General features: G+C 54.9%; 13 protein-coding genes and 2 tRNA genes. 6 read left to right on the forward strand and 9 right to left on the reverse strand.

Annotated elements, in window-relative coordinates:
• Nucleotides 1-13 precede the first annotated feature (13 nt).
• The gene (locus tag HV213_RS17775; RefSeq protein WP_167492786.1) at nucleotides 14-751 is read right to left on the reverse strand and encodes a phosphatase; all 738 of its coding nucleotides are present in this window, start codon (nucleotides 749-751) and stop codon (nucleotides 14-16) included.
• 85 nt (nucleotides 752-836) lie between these two features.
• Complete coding sequence (gene ghrA / locus HV213_RS17780) at nucleotides 837-1,775, reverse strand: glyoxylate/hydroxypyruvate reductase GhrA (RefSeq protein ID WP_181482719.1); 939 nt, start codon at nucleotides 1,773-1,775, stop codon at nucleotides 837-839.
• Between the two features lie 268 nt (nucleotides 1,776-2,043).
• On the opposite strand from ghrA, the gene HV213_RS17785 reads away from it, so the two are divergent.
• Nucleotides 2,044-2,131: transfer RNA gene (locus HV213_RS17785), tRNA-Ser, on the forward strand.
• 165 nt (nucleotides 2,132-2,296) lie between these two features.
• On the opposite strand, the gene HV213_RS17790 is transcribed toward HV213_RS17785, so the two are convergent.
• Entirely contained in the window at nucleotides 2,297-3,202 is a 906-nt protein-coding gene (locus HV213_RS17790) for a LysR family transcriptional regulator (protein WP_181482720.1), read from the reverse strand.
• 114 nt (nucleotides 3,203-3,316) lie between these two features.
• Here HV213_RS17790 and HV213_RS17795 point away from each other — a divergent pair, with 114 nt between their 5' ends.
• The 3 genes from HV213_RS17795 (at nucleotide 3,317) to HV213_RS17805 (ending at nucleotide 5,107) form a co-directional block, all read left to right on the forward strand.
• Nucleotides 3,317-4,177 (forward strand): pirin family protein, encoded by an 861-nt coding sequence (locus HV213_RS17795; RefSeq protein WP_181482721.1) that lies wholly within the window; start codon nucleotides 3,317-3,319, stop codon nucleotides 4,175-4,177.
• Between the two features lie 19 nt (nucleotides 4,178-4,196).
• Nucleotides 4,197-4,874: an isochorismatase family protein gene (locus tag HV213_RS17800; RefSeq protein ID WP_181482722.1), complete on the forward strand. Its 678-nt coding sequence runs from the start codon at nucleotides 4,197-4,199 to the stop codon at nucleotides 4,872-4,874.
• Between the two features lie 145 nt (nucleotides 4,875-5,019).
• Nucleotides 5,020-5,107, forward strand: a tRNA-Ser gene (locus HV213_RS17805).
• Between the two features lie 210 nt (nucleotides 5,108-5,317).
• On the opposite strand, the gene phoH is transcribed toward HV213_RS17805, so the two are convergent.
• The 4 genes from phoH to efeU all read right to left on the reverse strand — a co-directional run bounded on the left by phoH (nucleotide 5,318) and on the right by efeU (nucleotide 9,914).
• Nucleotides 5,318-6,106, reverse strand: a complete 789-nt coding sequence (gene phoH / locus HV213_RS17810) for a phosphate starvation-inducible protein PhoH (RefSeq protein ID WP_181421921.1) — start codon at nucleotides 6,104-6,106, stop codon at nucleotides 5,318-5,320.
• 509 nt (nucleotides 6,107-6,615) lie between these two features.
• Nucleotides 6,616-7,896, reverse strand: a complete 1,281-nt coding sequence (efeB, locus tag HV213_RS17815) for an iron uptake transporter deferrochelatase/peroxidase subunit (protein ID WP_181482723.1) — start codon at nucleotides 7,894-7,896, stop codon at nucleotides 6,616-6,618.
• Between the two features lie 4 nt (nucleotides 7,897-7,900).
• Nucleotides 7,901-9,025 carry an iron uptake system protein EfeO gene (efeO, locus tag HV213_RS17820; protein WP_442788109.1) on the reverse strand — a complete coding sequence of 375 codons (1,125 nt, stop codon included), beginning with the start codon at nucleotides 9,023-9,025 and terminating at the stop codon, nucleotides 7,901-7,903.
• 58 nt (nucleotides 9,026-9,083) lie between these two features.
• Nucleotides 9,084-9,914, reverse strand: a complete 831-nt coding sequence (gene efeU, locus HV213_RS17825; protein WP_142467166.1) for an iron uptake transporter permease EfeU — start codon at nucleotides 9,912-9,914, stop codon at nucleotides 9,084-9,086.
• 273 nt (nucleotides 9,915-10,187) lie between these two features.
• Here efeU and HV213_RS17830 point away from each other — a divergent pair, with 273 nt between their 5' ends.
• Complete coding sequence (locus HV213_RS17830) at nucleotides 10,188-11,372, forward strand: NupC/NupG family nucleoside CNT transporter (protein WP_181482725.1); 1,185 nt, start codon at nucleotides 10,188-10,190, stop codon at nucleotides 11,370-11,372.
• Between the two features lie 223 nt (nucleotides 11,373-11,595).
• Here the strand turns inward: HV213_RS17830 and HV213_RS17835 are convergent, their stop codons facing one another.
• Together HV213_RS17835 and putP are read right to left on the reverse strand one after the other, a co-directional pair.
• Nucleotides 11,596-12,030, reverse strand: a complete 435-nt coding sequence (locus HV213_RS17835; protein WP_181482726.1) for a DUF3574 domain-containing protein — start codon at nucleotides 12,028-12,030, stop codon at nucleotides 11,596-11,598.
• Nucleotides 12,031-12,142: 112 nt separating this feature from the next.
• Entirely contained in the window at nucleotides 12,143-13,651 is a 1,509-nt protein-coding gene (gene putP, locus HV213_RS17840) for a sodium/proline symporter PutP (RefSeq protein WP_181482727.1), read from the reverse strand.
• A 556-nt stretch (nucleotides 13,652-14,207) separates the two neighbouring features.
• Here putP and putA point away from each other — a divergent pair.
• Complete coding sequence (gene putA, locus HV213_RS17845; RefSeq protein WP_181482728.1) at nucleotides 14,208-18,170, forward strand: trifunctional transcriptional regulator/proline dehydrogenase/L-glutamate gamma-semialdehyde dehydrogenase; 3,963 nt, start codon at nucleotides 14,208-14,210, stop codon at nucleotides 18,168-18,170.
• Nucleotides 18,171-18,193 lie beyond the last annotated feature (23 nt).

The following is an 18,193-nucleotide window of genomic DNA, read 5'->3' on the forward strand; positions in this document are numbered from 1 at the left end:
CCAGTTATTCAAATTAAAGTTCAGCAAATTCAGGGATCGCCGCCATTCCTCGTGATTCAAGGAAATCAAGCATACGCCGAGGTGTCACGTTAAGAATGCGATCCTCCGGGAAATCAACGGCATCAAGGATCTTACGACATTCGGTAAATTCGCCCAGCGTGAATGCGGTATGGGAATCTGACCCCAGCGCAACCCAACCTCCGGCATCACGCACGGCCTGCGCGACGGCACGGCAATTATCTTCGCTTCCAATGCGCGATGAGACAAAAGATGAGTTATTGATCTCCAGCGCAACATGGTATTTCGCCGCCGCAGCAGCAATGGCCGGGATATCAACGGGGAATTTGGGATTACCGGGATGGCTAATAATATGCACTGCGCCGCTGGCCATGGTGGCGATCATCGCCTCCGTATGAGTCGCTTTATCCTGAGGCGGGAACACCGGCTCGTGGAAACCTGCAATAATCAGGTCCAGAGAGGTGAGCATTGGCCCAGTACAGTCTATTTCGCCCTGTGTGTTTTTGATGTTGGCTTCGATGCCGCGCAGAATGCCAATGCCGTCCACCAGCCGCGGCCAGATGCGCATGTTGATGAAATGCCAGTAATGTGGCGCATCAGCCATATCAGGGCCATGGTCGGTAATGGCAAAGAGTTTGATCCCCTTGCGCTTTGCTTCGGCGATATAATCGTGCAGGGTACTGTAAGCGTGGGTGCTGGCAATGGTATGCATGTGCAGGTCAACAGGATACATCACATTCTCCTTCTCTGTTTGTGGCAAGAATAGCAGGAATATGCGCTCATGATCAGCAAAAACCCCGCCGCAGCGGGGTTATCTCTTAGTATCCTCGCTGGCGATCGACCTGCCCGCTTACCGTTTCGCCTCGTTCCAGTTGGCCGATAGTTCCTGCAATATAAGCAATGGCTTCCTGAGGCCGGGTGACAGCTGCAACATGAGGCGTCATCGCAACCCGTGGATGCGCCCAAAGCGGGCTCTCTTTCGGTAATGGTTCACGGCTGAACACGTCGAGCATAGCCCCTTTAAGCTTACCGCTATCCAGCGCCGCCAACAGATCGTCTTCAACCACATGAACTCCACGCGCCAGATTCAGCACATAGCTATTATCCGGAAGCTGCGCCAACAGCGTTTTATCAATAATGCCAACGGTTTCCGCAGTGTTAGGCAACAGGTTAATCAGCACGCGAGTGCTGCTCAGAAATTCGCCCAGTTCTTCTGCCCCAGCAAAACTCGTCACCTGCGGCCAGGACTTACGGCTACGGCTCCAGCTGCGCAGCGGGAAGCCCCACGCTTGCAGCCCTTCTGCCACTTTAGCGCCCAGCACGCCCGCCCCCATAATCCCGATAGTAAACTCGTCGCGATGATACTCATCCAGCGGCTGCCAGCGGGCTTCCTGCTTTAATGCCTGGTAATCATCAAAACGACGGAACCAGTGCAGAACCTGGCTCACCGCATACTCTTGCATCTGCAAGCCCATGCCGGTGTCTTCCAGACGGAATAACGGAATCGACAGCGGCAGCATTTCCGGATGTTCCCGCAGCTTGCTAAGGATTGAATCGACGCCAGCGCCAAGGGCAAAGACCGCCTTTAAGTCACGCCCTTGCAACATTTCTACCGGAGGATGCCATACCAGCGCATAGTCGGCGGGTTGGTTATCGCCCGGTTTCCACTCGCGCACTCGCGAACCGGGCAGTTGTTTCTCCAGCTCCGTAATCCAGTACGAAGTGTCAAACGTCGGGTGGTAAAAGATAATCTCCATGATGGCTCCTGATAGCCGACGCCTTAGGCAGGTTAGGTTAGCGTCGTGTTTTATTCGTTGTTTTCTATTGGTTTGTCAGCATAGCAAATTTCGTCTGGCTATCGTGTTAAAAAAGAAATGGTGACAAAAAAATCGATTCTCGCGCATTTAGAAAGCAAGTTGCTTGAAGTTTGGCTAAACGCACGGTTTTTTAAAAAAGTTGATTGACGAGACTTACGTATTTCCCTAAATTAGCGCCCGTTCCCGGCAGCAACGGGAATGACAATATGGTGAGGTGTCCGAGTGGCTGAAGGAGCACGCCTGGAAAGTGTGTATACGGCAACGTATCGAGGGTTCGAACCCCTCCCTCACCGCCATATTTTAAGAAGAGCTCGTACGCAAGTACGGGCTTTTTTTTCGCATGTTGCACCCCACCACCCGGTAGCCCGGACAGGCGCATCGCGCCGCCTCCGGGAACAGCCAGCCTTCTGCGGCTTCAGACTATCTTCGACAGCGCTGCTCCTTACGGATTTTATCAAATCCTAATCCTCCTCCATCCGCTGATACTCTTCGCTCAGGAAATCAACCAGCGCCCTGACCGACGGCAGCAGACCACGACGTGAAGCAAAAACCGCATGAATCACCTCCCTGCGCGGTTGCCACTCATCAAGCACAACCACCAGTTCCCCTGCCGCCAGCTGATCGCGCACCATTAATAAAGGAAGCTGCACCACGCCAACTCCGGCAATTGCCGCTTCTCGCAGCGCCAGCATATCCGTTGTCACCATCCGGGGAGCGAAATAGACCTCAGCCCGCGCGCCCTCGGGGCCGGTTAGTTGCCAGTGATGCTGATGTTTTCCTGCACCGATACTTAATCCCGGCCACTCGCTGAGTTCAGACGGTGCCTGGGGCACGCCCAGCCGCTCAACTAACGTTGGACTCGCCACCAGCCGATGCCCGCGGTCGGCCAATACGCGCATCACCAGATCGCTATCTTCTATAGGCCTTGGCCGCACGCGAATAGCCACATCGACGCCTTCCCCCACTACATCGACCCGCCGGTTCGTCGCTTCCAATAATAGTGTTACCCCCGGATGACGCTGCATAAACCGCGCCAGCATCGGACCGATGTGCACATGCAAAAGCGTCACCGGGCAGGTCAGCTTCACGCTACCGCACGGCTCTGAACGCAGCGTTTCCACCGCCTGCTCAGCCGCCTCCGCCTCTATCAACATCGCTTTGCAGTGTTGATAAAAGGTGTGTCCGACCTCGGTCACAGCAAACTGCCGGGTTGTACGCTGAATCAGACGCACCCCGAGACGTTCTTCAAGCTGAGCAATCCGGCGGCTTAATTTTGATTTAGGCTGATCGAGCGCTCTTCCTGCCGCAGCAAAGCCGCCGTGATCGACCACCTGGACAAACCAGGCTAAATCATTGAGATCCTGCATCCTTCCTCCATCGTTCCATTTTTAGAACAGTATAGGCCATTTTCACTATCTACCGGGCAATTAGAACTGAATATATGCTTATTCACATCAGAAACAGACATGCAGGAGACCACCATGAAACAGATTACTGGCATCTATACCGCCCCCTCGCAGCACTGGGTAGGCGACGGTTTCCCGGTTCGCTCGATGTTCTCTTATCAGACTCACGGCGAACAGCTAAGCCCCTTCCTGCTGCTTGACTATGCAGGCCCGCACCACTTCCCGGCAGGGACAGAGAAACGCGGTGTTGGTGAGCATCCGCATCGTGGATTTGAAACCGTCACCGTCGTGTATTCAGGGGAAGTAGAGCACCGAGATTCTACCGGCCGAGGCGGCGTTATTGGCCCCGGTGATGTGCAGTGGATGACGGCAGGTGCCGGAATACTGCACGAAGAGTTCCACTCGGCGAATTTCACCCGTACCGGCGGCGAGCTGAAAATGATTCAGCTCTGGGTCAACCTTCCGGCAAAAGACAAGATGACGCATCCGGGATACCAGAGCATCACCGCTGATGCGATCCCTAACGTTGCTCTACCGGATAACGCGGGCCGTATGCGGGTCATTGCGGGCCGCTACGGCGATGTTGTCGGACCGGCGCATACCTTTTCACCGCTCAATGTCTGGGACCTGCAGCTTAATCAGGGTCAGGACATAACGCTGCATCAGCCCGATGGCTGGAGCACCGCGCTGGTCGTGCTGGAAGGTGAAGTTAAGGTGAACGGAGAGGGAAGCGCCCGTGAAGGCCAGCTGGTGGTGCTCAGCCAGAAAGGGGAATCACTCCATCTTGAGGCGAGTTCCAACGCGAAAGTCCTGCTAATGGCCGGCGAGCCACTACAGGAACCAATTGTCGGTTACGGCCCATTTGTGATGAATACCAAAGCGCAAATCGCGGAAGCCGTTCGTGATTTTAACAGCGGCCGCTTCGGCCAAATCTAATATTACAGAGGTGAATAGTATGTCGACTCCAGCTAACTTTAACGGTTCTCGTCCGGTGATTGATGTGAATGATACCGCTATGTTGTTGATTGACCATCAGAGCGGCCTGTTTCAGACCGTCGGCGACATGCCGATGCCGGAACTGCGAGCCCGCGCCGCTGCGTTGGCAAAAATGGCGTCATTAGCAGGGATCCCGGTGATCACCACGGCATCAGTCCCGCAGGGGCCAAACGGCCCACTGATCCCGGAGATTCACCAGAACGCACCGCACGCGAAATACATTGCGCGCAAGGGCGAGATCAACGCCTGGGATAACCCGGAATTCGTTGACGCAGTAAAAGCAACCGGGCGTAAAACGTTGATTATCGCCGGAACCATTACCAGCGTCTGCATGGCGTTCCCGTCCATTGCCGCCGTTGCCGAGGGTTATAAAGTCTTCGCCGTGATTGACGCTTCCGGTACCTACAGCAAAATGGCGCAGGAAATCACCCTTGCCCGCGTAGTTCAGGCAGGCGTGGTGCCAATGGATACCGCCGCCGTCGCTTCCGAGCTACAGCGTACCTGGAATCGCCCGGATGCCGCAGAGTGGGCTGAGGTTTATACCAAAATCTTCCCGGCCTACCAGTTACTGATCGAGAGCTACGCCAAAGCGCAGGACGTGGTGAAAAACAACGAACAGCTTGATTCACAGCGTTAAAATGCCTGCCCTGCCGCCCGACGGTGGGGTAGTGTTCATTGCTTGACCGAACGGTAAAGAAAGAGTAAATACTGCTTGACCGTTTTAGCGCAACTCCCTATAGTAGCGCCCCGTTGCCCACCTAAGGTGAGCAGCGAAACAATATGGTGAGGTGTCCGAGTGGCTGAAGGAGCACGCCTGGAAAGTGTGTATACGGCAACGTATCGAGGGTTCGAACCCCTCTCTCACCGCCATATTTTGAGAAAAGCTCGTACGCAAGTACGGGCTTTTTTTTCGTCTGTAATTCCTTGCTAACAATTTACATAATCTATTGATATAGCAAGTTTTGTAGGCCGGGTAAGGCATTAGCCGCTACCCGGTAAAAATATGGGCACAGTGTTTAAAACGGATTTGCCATCCGTCTCAAAGCCCGGTCTTCCCGGGCTTTGCAAGCTCAAAAACAATCAGTAGTAGGCTTTAAGCGCGCGCTGACAAAGCGTCGAGCGCACGCAGTCATCGGTCGTGAAGCGCACCACACCAACCATCTCATCCTCTTCAAAACGCGCCAGCGCATCGACCAGGCCAGACCTCACGCCAGAGGGTAAATCACACTGGGTAATGTCGCCATTGACGATAACCGTCACGTTCTCCCCGAGGCGGGTCAAAAACATTTTCATTTGCGCAGCGGTCACGTTCTGAGCCTCGTCCAGAATCACGACCGCATTTTCAAATGTACGTCCGCGCATATAAGCGAACGGCGCGATTTCCACCTTGCCGATTTCCGGACGCAGGCAGTATTGCATAAAGGAAGCGCCCAACCTCTTCACCAGCACGTCATAAACCGGTCGAAAATAGGGAGCGAATTTCTCGGCGATATCTCCCGGTAAGAAGCCGAGATCTTCGTCGGCTTGCAGAACGGGACGGGTAACAATAATTCTGTCCACATCCTTATGGATCAGGGCTTCAGCTGCTTTTGCCGCACTAATCCAGGTCTTCCCGCACCCGGCCTCGCCTGTCGCAAAGATCAGCTGTTTATTGTCGATGGCATTCAAATAATGCGCCTGAGCGTCATTGCGCGCTTCAATTGGCGATGCATCACGACTATCCCGCGCCATACCAATTGCTTCTACGCCACTCATTTGCACAAGCGATGTGACCGATTCTTCTTCGCGCTGTTTATGGCTGCGCGAATCCTGTCTCAGCACACGTTTGGCCTCACGACGAGCTTTGGTCACTGCTTTTTGTCTTCCCATGGATAGCACCTTGCGTTGTTGGTTTACATCACACGCGTCAACATCGACGCGATTATGCGCACGAACGATTGAGGTTTGGCTTCCTTGTAAGCCATTGCTTGCCTGTCGAATTGACAACGGGTCACGGCTACGCGCACCGCGCACCCTGTCTGGGTTCGAGTTTTCTGTTGTAGTGGGGGATAAATTTGAGGTGTGAGAATCGCGGCCGGAAGTGTGGCCCCCGTACTGATAAGTACGGTATGAGGTTTGACGTTTTCCGTTACAGCAATCGGGCATTCGCGATCTCCATAGTGAGACGACATCACTGCCGGGAACTACCGCGTCTTTAATAAGTACATCAAAAATAATTCTTAATGCAACTTATTTTTCACACAAAAACAACAAATAATTCTCATTGCAGCTGGGAGGAGTTTCCGACATTAAGATTACAGAAAAATTAAACAAGGCAGGAAATACAAAAAAAGAATGGAAAAACAGCAGAAAACGCCCTGCCCTTACGGGCAGGAGCGTCAGGCTTCGAGCAGCGATTGCCCGAGATAGTGCTGACTGTCGATAACTCCCGGCAGAACAAAGAAATAGCCCCCGCCGATCGGCTTAACGTACTCTTCCAGCGCTTCTCCGTTCAGGCGCTTTTGCACCGTCAGAAAGCCTTTTTCCAGATCGTGCTGATAGCAGACAAACAGCAGCCCCATATCCAGCTGGCCTGAGTTAGTCACCCCCAGCGAATAGCTGTAGCCCCGGCGCATCATCAGGCTGGACTCGGTCTCCAGAGTACGCGGATTGGCCAGACGAATATGGCTATCGAGCGCAATGGTGTCACCGTCCGGGTCCTTGCTGTAATCCGGCACATCGTGCTCATGCTGCATACCCAACGGTGCCCCGCAGTGCTTATCGCGACCAAAAATCGTCTGCTGCTCTTTGAGCGGCGTGCGATCCCAGAACTCGACATGAAACTGAATAATACGCGCTGCCTGATAACTACCGCCCGTTGCCCACACAGGCTCTCCCTGGTCGGCAGTAACCCACACCACTTTATCCATCAGCGCGTTATCGGTACTGACAGGATTAGCGGTACCGTCTTTAAAGCCCAGCAGATTAACCGGCGTCTCTTTACCTTTACTGCGCGCGGCGCTATCGGAAATGAAGCCTTCCCGCTTCCAGCGTACGCTGAGCAGGTCCGGGGTGTGCTTAATCACATCCCGCAAGGCATGTATCACCGTATCCTGAGTATTCGCGCAAATTTGCAGCAGCAGGTCGCCGTGGCAAAGTGCAGCATCCAGCGAGTCATTCGGAAAACGCGTCATCTTTTGCAGCTTTTTCGGCGCGCGGTTGGCCAGGCCAAAACGCTCGTCAAACAGCGAATGGCCAACCGACACGGTCACCGTCAGGTTATCCGGGGCGATCCACGGCCCCAGAATCCCTGAATCCATCGGTGGCAAACGCGGGTTTGGCGTCTCCGGCGCTGGCCCACCTTTGGTCAAAAAGGCAATACGCTGAGTCAGCAGGCGAAACAGACGTTCAAGGTCTGCTTTATCGCTAGCCAGCACGTCGAAAGCGACAACCATCATCGACGTCTGCTGCGGCGTCAGCACACCCGCCTGATGCGGGCCATAAAACGGCTGCGCTTCCATACGCGCATTTGGCGACAACGTCCCCGGAGAGCTGTTATCTTTTGCCGCATGCGCCACCGGACAGCCACCGGTAATCGCCAGCGCGCCGCCCAGCGCACCGATCCCTTTTAATAACCGCCGACGCGACGGTTCATTGACATCATACTTTTGCTCTGCCATCGACTTAGTCCAGACCGAGGATCCCGCGCAGTTGTGCCAGATCTTCCGCCAGAGTGGTGATCGGACCTTTCAGCGCATTGCGATCCGCATCCGTCAGCTTATCGTAGGTCTCAAAGCCGTCTTTAGTGCGGTATTTGCTCAGGATGCTATCCACTTTCTTGAAGTTGGCATCCACTTTCGCCAGCAGCGTACTGTTCTCTTTTTGCAGTTGCGGACGCAGCAGGTCGACAATTTTCTGCGCGCCGTCAATGTTGGCCTGGAAATCCCACAGGTCGGTATGGCTGTAGCGATCTTCTTCACCGCTGATTTTGCTTGCTGCTACTTCTTCAATCAGGCCCGCAGCGCCGCCAACCACTTTTGATGGAGGGAAAGCCAGTTCGCTGATGCGTTTTTGCAGGTCGAGAACATCGGTGTTCAGCTGATCGGCATATTTATCCATTCCTTTGACGCTGTTATCGTCAAACAGCGCTTTTTCCAGACGGTGGAAGCCGGTGAACTTCGGATCTTCTGCTTTTTTCTCGTAGTCATCTTCACGGGCATCAATACTGCCGTCGAGGTCAGAGAACAGCTCGGCAATGGGTTCAATGCGCTCATAGTGCTGACGCGTCGGCGCGTAGAGGGCTTTTGCCTTATCGATATCGCCCGCTTTCACCGCATCGGTAAAGGCTTTGGTGCCGCTAACCAGTTCAGCGGTCTCAGCGGTAACGTAGGCTTTATAGGCGGTAATAGCTTCACCCAGGCTGAGCAGCGCATCAGCTTTGGCGGCGTCTTTGGTGGCTTCACCGGTCACAGTGAGCTTGCCTTTCGGGTTAGTCAGCAGGCCGCAGGTCATGTCATATTCGCCAGGCTGCAGGTTCGCCGTCAGCTTTTGCGTAAAACCAGGAGCGATATTCTCGCGCTCTTCCACCACCATCACGCCTTTCAGAATTTCCCACTCCAGCGCTTTCTGGCTGTGGTTCTGAATGATGAACTGGGTTTTGCCCGCTTTCACGGTGACGTTCATCGGCTCACACTGTTTGTCGGTGACGGTCACTTTGACCTGCGGGATTTCGGCAGCCTGGGCATAAAAGGCAGAGCTGAACAGCGCAGCGAAGGCGAGCTGCAACGCATTACGGCGAAATTGATTCATGGTGATGACCATCCCTTTCGATAAGTATGTTGTAACTATTTCAATCCGCGATGCCCAACTAAGCAGCTCGGGATGCAGTGGTTTTATTGCTCGGCGGCAGAATGAACAGCACCAGCGCCGGGATCAAATAGATAAAGTAGACCGCCACTTCACTGATGGTCGGCGTTTCCTGATAGCCAAAAATCCCCTCCAGCAGCGTGCCAAATAGCGTATGCGTAGAAAGAATGTTGCTCAGATCGAAGGCGACATCCTGGAAGTGATTCCACAAACCGGCTTCATGGAAAGCGCGGATAGCACCCGCCGCTAGTCCTGCGGCCACCAGCAGAATAAACAAGCTGGTCCATTTGAAAAACACGCCGAGATTCATGCGAATACCGCCCCAGTAGATCAGGAACCCTAAAACGATGGCGGTTGCCAGACCCAACATAGCGCCGATCGGCGGCCAGATTCCCACATCCTGCTGGAAAGCGGCCAGCAGGAAAAAAACCGACTCCAGACCTTCGCGAGCCACGGCAAAAAAGACCATCATCACCAGCGCCCAGCCGTGGTTGTTCCCGCGCTGAAGGGCATTGTCGACCGCCTGCTCAAGCTGCTGCTTCACGTTGCGCGAGACTTTACGCATCCAGAACACCATCCAGGTCAGAATGCACACCGCCACTACCGCCACGATGCCTTCGAACAGCTCCTGTTCGCGCTGCGGAAACTCACCGGTTGTTTCGTTGATGAAAATCCCCAGGCCAAGGCAAAGTGCCGCCGCGAGGAACACGCCAATCCACATTACGCCTATCCAGTTGCCACGCTGAGTGCGTTTCAGATAGCTGGCGATCAGGCTGACAATCAGCGCTGCTTCCAGGCCTTCACGTAACATGATGAGAAATGGGACAAACATGCCGACACCCTTAAATGTGAACCGCAGTCAATTGATGCAAAGATAGGTAAATATTTCTGATAGTGATTATCATTACAATAATCAGAAACACAAGTGAAATGTGTAGAGAATGATGACGAGTTGTAAATTAATCGCTAACAAATAATGACTTGCGGGATTATCTGCCTGGCATCCTGGAAAACCACAGGATAAGGGAATTTTTCACAGCGGATATTTACCCGGTCCGACGGCTGTGGCTAAATGGCGGCCTAATTGACCTGCGAAATGAACAACATGACTCAATTTTTGCACTTCCTGCTGGCACTGGTGGTTATTCTGGGCCTCGCCTGGCTCGCCAGCTATGACCGACAAAAAATCCGCATTCGCTATATTATCCAGTTAATTATTATTGAAATTGCCCTGGCTTTCTTTTTTCTCCACGCCGAAAGCGGCCTGTGGCTGGTTAAAAATATTGCTGGCTTCTTTGAATCACTGCTTGGTTTCGCCGCCGAAGGGACCAATTTTGTATTTGGCGGCATGGGCGAAAAAGGCCTGGCGTTTATTTTCCTCGGCGTACTTTGTCCCATTATCTTTATCTCAGCGCTGATCGGTATTCTTCAGCACTGGCGTATTCTCCCCATTTTCATTCGCTTGATTGGTACCCTGCTGTCAAAGGTTAACGGCATGGGCAAGCTGGAATCCTTTAACGCGGTCAGCTCGCTGATCCTCGGGCAATCGGAAAACTTTATTGCCTATAAAGGCGTGCTCGGCGACCTCTCCTCTCGCCGTCTGTTCACTATGTCAGCCACCGCCATGTCGACGGTTTCATTGTCGATCGTCGGCGCTTACATGAGTATGCTCGATGCAAAATATGTTGTGGCGGCGCTGATTCTGAATATGTTCAGTACCTTTATCGTACTATCGATAATTAACCCAACGCGTCCAGGCAGCGAGGAGGAAATTAAGCTCGAAAAAATGCACGAATCTCAGAGCTTCTTTGAAATGCTCGGTGAATATATTCTTGCCGGTTTCAAAGTCGCGATGATTATTTTGGCTATGCTGATTGGTTTTATAGCCTTAATTAGCGCGATTAATGCGCTGTTCGCCATGATATTTGGCCTGAGCTTCCAGCAGATCCTTGGTTACGTTTTTTATCCGCTGGCGTGGCTGATTGGTATCCCGCTAAGCGATGCACTTAATGCGGGCAGCATAATGGCGACCAAGCTGGTGGCGAATGAATTCGTCGCTATGATTGAGCTGCAAAAAATCGCCGCCAGCATGACGCCGCGCGGGCTGGGCATTTTGTCGGTTTTCCTGGTCTCTTTCGCCAACTTCGCCTCTATCGGCATTATTGCTGGGGCGATTAAAGGTCTGAACGAACAGCAGGGAAATATTGTTTCCCGCTTCGGCCTGCGCCTGGTGTATGGCGCAACGCTGGTGAGTTTGCTCTCCGCAAGCTTCGCGGGGCTGGTGCTGTAATCGTTGAATGTTGGCTTCGATGCTGGCCTGTTTTCCCGGGGGCGGCGCAGAGCGCCTTGCCCGGGCTACAGGTTCACAGCCGTTTGCGGGCCGGTAACCCGGGATTTGTCAGATTTATGGGTGTTGTAGCCCGGACAGATGCGCAGCATCGCCTCGGGGAAACAGCGCGCAACGTAGATCTCGTAAGCCCGGCCGCTACCGGGCCATTTTACCAGGGCACAGTTTAAAAATGTACGCAGACTGGCTGGTCAACGCGCATCACCGACTCCTGCGCAAAACGTGATTTGTAAGTATTGCGCAGCGCCTCAATCCCCTCTTCGCTCTTCGCCTCTTTGCCATGGATCAGCATCAGCGCCTTGCTCTGCTCGCGCGCAACGGTGCCATCATTGCCCAACCACTGACCACGCGCATCAAATACCGTCAGGCCATCGCGAAAGCGCGGCGTCACGTCGCGATCTACGAACTGCTGCCACTCCTGAGCGGTAATATCTTTCCCCGCAGGACGGCTTAAGCCGAAATAAAGCGTCGTCTGTACCATGGCGTTATCCGCCGGGCAGGCGTTAGCGTCTGCCGCCGGGGCCGTCTTCGCGGCAGGCGCCACGCAGCCGCTTAATATCCCTGCCAGTACCAGCGCCAGCGCACCCTGTCTGAAATTCATTTTGCTACCCTCGTTGTTATTTGTGCTGAGATATCAGCGTATTTTCAAGCAATTAGCAAGAGGCACAAATAACAAAGCCCGCAGAATGCGGGCTTGAGGTCAATTCAGAGGATTACTCCGCAGTAGCGCGTACCGGTGGTGCAGTATGATAATGCGCATCCGCTTCGGCAAAGCGTCTTTGCATTTCTGCCGACGGCGCTTTCCCCAGCAGGCTGAATACCACAATCCCCAGGCTACCGAAGATAAAGCCAGGAATGATTTCATACAGGCCCAGCCAACCAAACTGCTTCCAGACAATCACCGTCACTGCGCCGATGATCATCCCGGCCAGCGCGCCGTTGCGCGTCATTCGCGACCACATCACCGAGAACAGCACCACCGGACCAAACGCCGCACCAAAGCCTGCCCAGGCGTAGCTCACCAGACCCAGCACGCGGTTCTCCGGGTTTGCCGCCAGGGCGATGGACACCAATGCCACCACCAGCACCATAAAGCGCCCTACCCACACCAGCTCTTTTTGACCGGCATTTTTGCGCAGGAACGCTTTATACAGATCTTCGGTAATCGCGCTGGAGCACACCAGCAGCTGACAGCTCAGGGTCGACATCACCGCCGCCAGAATCGCCGACAGCAGGATCCCGGCAATCCACGGGTTAAACAGAATCTGCGCCAATTCGATAAACACCCGCTCGGCGTTTTGATTCACCGCGCCCGCAACGCCGGGATTGTTATTAAAGTAAGCGATACCGAAGAAACCAACGGAACAGGCACCCGCCAGGCAGAGGATCATCCAGGTCATGCTGATGCGACGGGCATGAACGATGCTGTGGTGCGAATCCGCCGCCATAAAGCGCGCCAGAATATGCGGCTGACCGAAATAGCCCAGACCCCAGCCCATCAGCGAAATAATCGCCACAAAGTTCAACCCTTTGAGCATATCGACGTTCTCAATGCTCTTTTGTTTAATGACTTCCAGGGAATCGCCAAAACCACCGACGGAAATAATCACCATGACCGGAGTCAGAATCAGGGCAAATATCATCAGGCTGGCCTGAACGGTATCGGTCCAGCTCACCGCGAGGAAACCACCAACGAAGGTATAAATAATGGTTGCCGCCGCACCGGCCCACAGTGCGGTTTCGTAGCTCATCCCGAAGGTGCTTTCAAATAGACGAGCGCCAGCGACAATGCCGGACGCGCAATAAATCGTGAAGAACAGCAGAATAACCAGCGCTGAAATAATCCTCAGCACCCGGCTGGTGTCCTCAAAACGGCCGGTGAAATAATCCGGCAGCGTCAGCGCGTTATTATTGACCTCGGTGTGAACACGTAAGCGCCCCGCCACCAGCTTCCAGTTAACCCATGCGCCCAGCGTCAGGCCAATGGCAATCCAGCTTTCGGAAATACCGGAAATAAATATCGCCCCCGGCAATCCCATTAACAGCCAGCCGCTCATATCCGAGGCCCCGGCGGAGAGCGCCGTAACAAATGGGCCAAGACTACGGCCGCCAAGGATATAATCATCAAAGTTCTTGGTCGATCGCCAGGCAATAAAACCAATGAGTACCATGCCAAAAATATAAACAGTAAAAGTCACCAACATGGGTGTGCTAATAGCCATGCAAAAATCTCCAGAATTTTTTGTCGACAGCGTCCAACTTTGTCGTTTTTTCCACTACCGGAACGGGGTAATGGCATATTGGTTGTATTGGGCGACCGTATCCTGACGGAAGCTTTGTTTTTTCACAAACGATTTAACACAGCATTTACACGAAATACTTCCGGGACCAAACTTCATTTTGTTATAGGTTGCACTCTCTCACGTTTTTAGCGGTTGCACCACGCAAAAGTGTTAACTCACGCATATAACGACTCTCATATACAGGGAATAAATACCTACCACTTTCACCATGAAATTTAACAATCAAAGCAATTTTCAGCCTGCCACACAATTCTCAATTAACAAGGTTGCACAAAGTTGCAACATGATAGATATTTCTACGCAACCGCATAACTGCACAGAAGCGAAGTTCGCAAAATCATTCAATCTGCGTCGAGGCGGCAAATTTGTAAGACCCTGGGAGCATAGATAACTATGTGACCAGGGCGCGCAAATGCAGCCAACAAAGAGGCAGGTTGAAGGATGAAGCGAATGACCAATAACAGGAGTTCCTGACATGGGCACCACCACCATGGGTGTAAAACTTGACGACGCGACGCGCGAACGCATTAAATCCGCGGCGAGCCGTATTGACCGCACGCCGCACTGGCTGATTAAACAGGCCATCTTCAACTATCTGGAAAAGCTGGAAAACGACGAGACGCTGCCGGAGCTGCCAGCGCTGCTCGCTGGCGCGGCTAACGAAAGCGATGAGACAGGCACTCCGGGCGACGAGCCTTATCAGCCGTTCCTTGAATTCGCCGAGCAGATCCTGCCGCAGTCCGTCTCCCGCGCCTCCATTACCGCCGCCTGGCGCTGGGCCGAAACCGATGCTGTACCGATGCTGCTGGAGCAGGCCCGTCTGCCGCAAAACCTGGGCGAACAGGCGCACAAGCTGGCTTATCAACTGGCAGAAAAGCTGCGTAATCAGAAAACCGCCAGCGGTCGCGCCGGCATGGTGCAAAGCCTGTTGCAGGAATTCTCGCTCTCCTCACAGGAAGGCGTGGCGCTGATGTGCCTGGCGGAAGCGCTGCTGCGCATCCCCGACAAGGCCACCCGCGACGCGCTAATTCGCGACAAAATCAGCAATGGCAACTGGCAGTCTCATATCGGCCGCAGCCCGTCGCTGTTCGTCAACGCCGCCACCTGGGGGCTGCTGTTTACCGGCAAACTGGTCTCTACGCATAACGAAACCAGCCTGTCGCGCTCGCTGAACCGCATTATCGGTAAGAGCGGCGAGCCGCTGATCCGCAAAGGCGTCGATATGGCGATGCGTCTGATGGGTGAGCAGTTTGTTACCGGCGAAACCATTGCTGAGGCGCTGGCTAACGCCCGCAAGCTGGAAGATAAAGGTTTCCGCTACTCCTACGATATGCTCGGCGAAGCGGCGCTAACCGCCGACGATGCTCAGGCCTATATGGTCTCTTATCAGCAGGCGATTCACGCCATTGGCAAAGCCTCGAACGGGCGCGGAATTTACGAAGGTCCGGGGATCTCGATTAAGCTCTCCGCGCTGCACCCGCGCTATAGCCGCGCCCAGTACGATCGCGCGATGGAAGAGCTTTACCCACGCCTGAAGTCCCTGACCCTGCTGGCGCGCCAGTACGATATTGGCATCAACATCGACGCTGAAGAGGCCGACCGTCTGGAGATCTCTCTCGATCTGCTGGAAAAACTCTGTTTTGAGCCGGAACTGGCGGGCTGGAACGGCATTGGCTTTGTTATCCAGGCCTACCAGAAACGCTGTCCGTTCGTGATTGACTACCTGATCGACCTCGCCACGCGAAGCCGCCGTCGTCTGATGATCCGCCTGGTGAAAGGCGCTTACTGGGACAGCGAGATCAAACGCGCGCAGATGGATGGCCTCGAAGGCTATCCGGTATACACCCGCAAGGTCTACACCGATGTATCCTATCTGGCCTGCGCGAAGAAACTGCTGGCAGTACCGAACCTGATTTATCCGCAGTTCGCAACCCACAACGCTCATACCCTGGCGGCGATTTATCAGCTCGCCGGGCAGAACTACTATCCGGGACAGTACGAATTCCAGTGTCTGCACGGCATGGGTGAGCCGCTGTATGAGCAGGTCACTGGCCCCGTCGCCGACGGCAAGCTCAACCGACCGTGCCGTATTTATGCCCCGGTCGGCACCCACGAAACGCTGCTGGCGTATCTGGTGCGTCGTCTGCTGGAAAACGGCGCTAACACCTCATTCGTTAACCGTATTGCCGATAATACCCTGCCGCTGGATGAACTGGTTGCCGACCCGGTAACCGCCGTGGAAAAACTGGCTCAGCAGGAAGGTCAGACCGGCCTGCCGCATCCGAAGATTCCGCTACCGCGCGATCTCTACGGCAAAGGTCGCAGCAACTCTGCCGGTCTGGATCTGGCCAACGAACATCGCCTGGCCTCCCTCTCCTCTTCTTTATTAAATAGCGCCCTGCATAAATGGCAGGCGCTGCCGATGCTGGAAAACCCGGTTGCCGAAGGCGAAATGCAGGCGGTGATTAGCCCGGCGGAGCCAAAAGATATTGTCGGTCACGTGCGTGAAGCCAGCGAGGCTGAAGTTCAGCAGGCGCTGAGCAACGCGGTCAACAATGCGCCAATCTGGTTCGCCACCCCTCCGCAGGAGCGCGCGGCAATCCTTGAACGCGCCGCCATACTGATGGAAAGCCAGATGCCGACTCTGATGGGCATCCTGGTGCGCGAAGCGGGTAAAACCTTCAGCAACGCCATCGCCGAAGTGCGCGAAGCGGTCGATTTCCTGCATTATTACGCGGGACAGGTGCGCGACGATTTTGATAACGAAACCCATCGCCCATTGGGCCCGGTGGTGTGTATCAGCCCGTGGAACTTCCCGCTGGCGATCTTTACCGGCCAGATTGCCGCCGCGCTGGCGGCGGGCAATACCGTGCTGGCGAAACCCGCCGAGCAGACGCCGCTTATCGCCGCTCAGGGCGTGGCAATTCTGCTGGAAGCAGGCGTTCCGCCGGGGGTGATTCAACTGCTGCCAGGGCGTGGGGAAACCGTCGGCGCTGCATTAACTTCTGATGAGCGCGTGCGCGGCGTGATGTTTACCGGCTCGACCGAAGTCGCCACCTTATTACAACGCAATATCGCCAGCCGTCTTGACGCCCAGGGTCGCCCGACGCCGCTTATCGCCGAAACCGGCGGCATGAACGCAATGATCGTCGACTCCTCTGCCCTGACTGAGCAGGTAGTGATCGACGTACTCGCCTCAGCGTTCGACAGCGCAGGTCAACGCTGCTCCGCCCTGCGCGTGCTGTGCCTGCAGGACGAAATCGCCGAGCATACGCTGACCATGCTGCGCGGCGCGATGGCCGAATGCCGGATGGGCAATCCGGGCCGTCTGACCACCGATATCGGGCCGGTGATCGATGCTGAAGCCAAAGAGAACATTGAGCGCCATATCCAGACGCTGCGGACCAAAGGGCGCAAAGTCTTCCAGGCGGTGCGCGAAAATGGAGAAGATTCCCGCGAATGGACCAGCGGTACCTTTGTTCCGCCAACGCTTATCGAACTCGACAGCTTTGACGAGCTGAAAAAAGAGGTCTTCGGCCCGGTGCTGCATGTGGTGCGCTATAACCGCAATGAACTGGCTCAACTGGTCGAACAGATTAACGCTTCCGGCTACGGCCTGACCCTCGGCGTGCATACCCGTATCGACGAGACGATCGCTCAGGTGACCGGCAGCGCTAACGTCGGCAACCTGTACGTCAACCGCAATATGGTCGGCGCGGTAGTCGGCGTGCAACCGTTCGGCGGCGAAGGGCTGTCGGGTACCGGTCCGAAAGCAGGCGGCCCGCTGTACCTGTACCGCCTGCTCTCCAGCCGTCCGCAAAACGCCGTGGGTATTACCCTCGCCCGCCAGGACGCCGAGCGCCCGCTGGATGCGCAGTTGAAAACGCTGCTGGAAAAACCGCTGGTTGCGCTACAGCAGTGGGCGGCAGATCGACCGGAGCTGAAGGCCCTGTGCCAGGCGTTCAGTGAACAGGCACAGGCCGGAACCCAGCGTCTGCTGCCGGGGCCAACCGGCGAGCGTAACACTCTGACCTTTATGCCGCGCGACCGGGTGCTGTGCGTGGCCGATAACGAGCAGGATGCGCTGACCCAGCTAGCGGGCGTCACCGCCGTCGGTTGCGAAATACTATGGCCGGATGCGCCTCTCCAGCGCGAGCTGGCGAAAAAGCTGCCGCGCGAAGTCAGCGAACGCATCCACTTTGCCAAAACGGAAACCCTGATGACCGAACCTTTCGATGCGGTTATCTATCACGGCGACTCCGATCAGCTGCGGGAACTGTGCGAGCAGGTAGCGGCACGCGATGGCGCGATTGTTTCGGTGCAGGGCTTCGCCCGCGGCGAAAGCAATCTGTTGCTGGAACGTCTCTATATTGAACGTTCGCTCAGCGTTAATACCGCCGCGGCCGGCGGTAACGCCAGCCTGATGACGATTGGTTAAGGTAATTTCCCGGAGGCGGTGCT

Source organism: Klebsiella sp. RHBSTW-00484, assembly GCF_013705725.1.
Taxonomy (GTDB): domain Bacteria; phylum Pseudomonadota; class Gammaproteobacteria; order Enterobacterales; family Enterobacteriaceae; genus Klebsiella.

What these genes read in the sequence shown, in the direction of transcription:
- HV213_RS17775 (WP_167492786.1), bottom strand. Translation starts at nt 751, where the DNA reads ATGTATCCTGTTGACCTGCACATGCATACCATTGCCAGCACCCACGCT.
- ghrA (WP_181482719.1), bottom strand. Translation starts at nt 1,775, where the DNA reads ATGGAGATTATCTTTTACCACCCGACGTTTGACACTTCGTACTGGATT.
- HV213_RS17790 (WP_181482720.1), bottom strand. Translation starts at nt 3,202, where the DNA reads ATGCAGGATCTCAATGATTTAGCCTGGTTTGTCCAGGTGGTCGATCAC.
- HV213_RS17795 (WP_181482721.1), top strand. Translation starts at nt 3,317, where the DNA reads ATGAAACAGATTACTGGCATCTATACCGCCCCCTCGCAGCACTGGGTA.
- HV213_RS17800 (WP_181482722.1), top strand. Translation starts at nt 4,197, where the DNA reads ATGTCGACTCCAGCTAACTTTAACGGTTCTCGTCCGGTGATTGATGTG.
- phoH (WP_181421921.1), bottom strand. Translation starts at nt 6,106, where the DNA reads ATGGGAAGACAAAAAGCAGTGACCAAAGCTCGTCGTGAGGCCAAACGT.
- efeB (WP_181482723.1), bottom strand. Translation starts at nt 7,896, where the DNA reads ATGGCAGAGCAAAAGTATGATGTCAATGAACCGTCGCGTCGGCGGTTA.
- efeO (WP_442788109.1), bottom strand. Translation starts at nt 9,025, where the DNA reads ATGAATCAATTTCGCCGTAATGCGTTGCAGCTCGCCTTCGCTGCGCTG.
- efeU (WP_142467166.1), bottom strand. Translation starts at nt 9,914, where the DNA reads ATGTTTGTCCCATTTCTCATCATGTTACGTGAAGGCCTGGAAGCAGCG.
- HV213_RS17830 (WP_181482725.1), top strand. Translation starts at nt 10,188, where the DNA reads ATGACTCAATTTTTGCACTTCCTGCTGGCACTGGTGGTTATTCTGGGC.
- HV213_RS17835 (WP_181482726.1), bottom strand. Translation starts at nt 12,030, where the DNA reads ATGAATTTCAGACAGGGTGCGCTGGCGCTGGTACTGGCAGGGATATTA.
- putP (WP_181482727.1), bottom strand. Translation starts at nt 13,651, where the DNA reads ATGGCTATTAGCACACCCATGTTGGTGACTTTTACTGTTTATATTTTT.
- putA (WP_181482728.1), top strand. Translation starts at nt 14,208, where the DNA reads ATGGGCACCACCACCATGGGTGTAAAACTTGACGACGCGACGCGCGAA.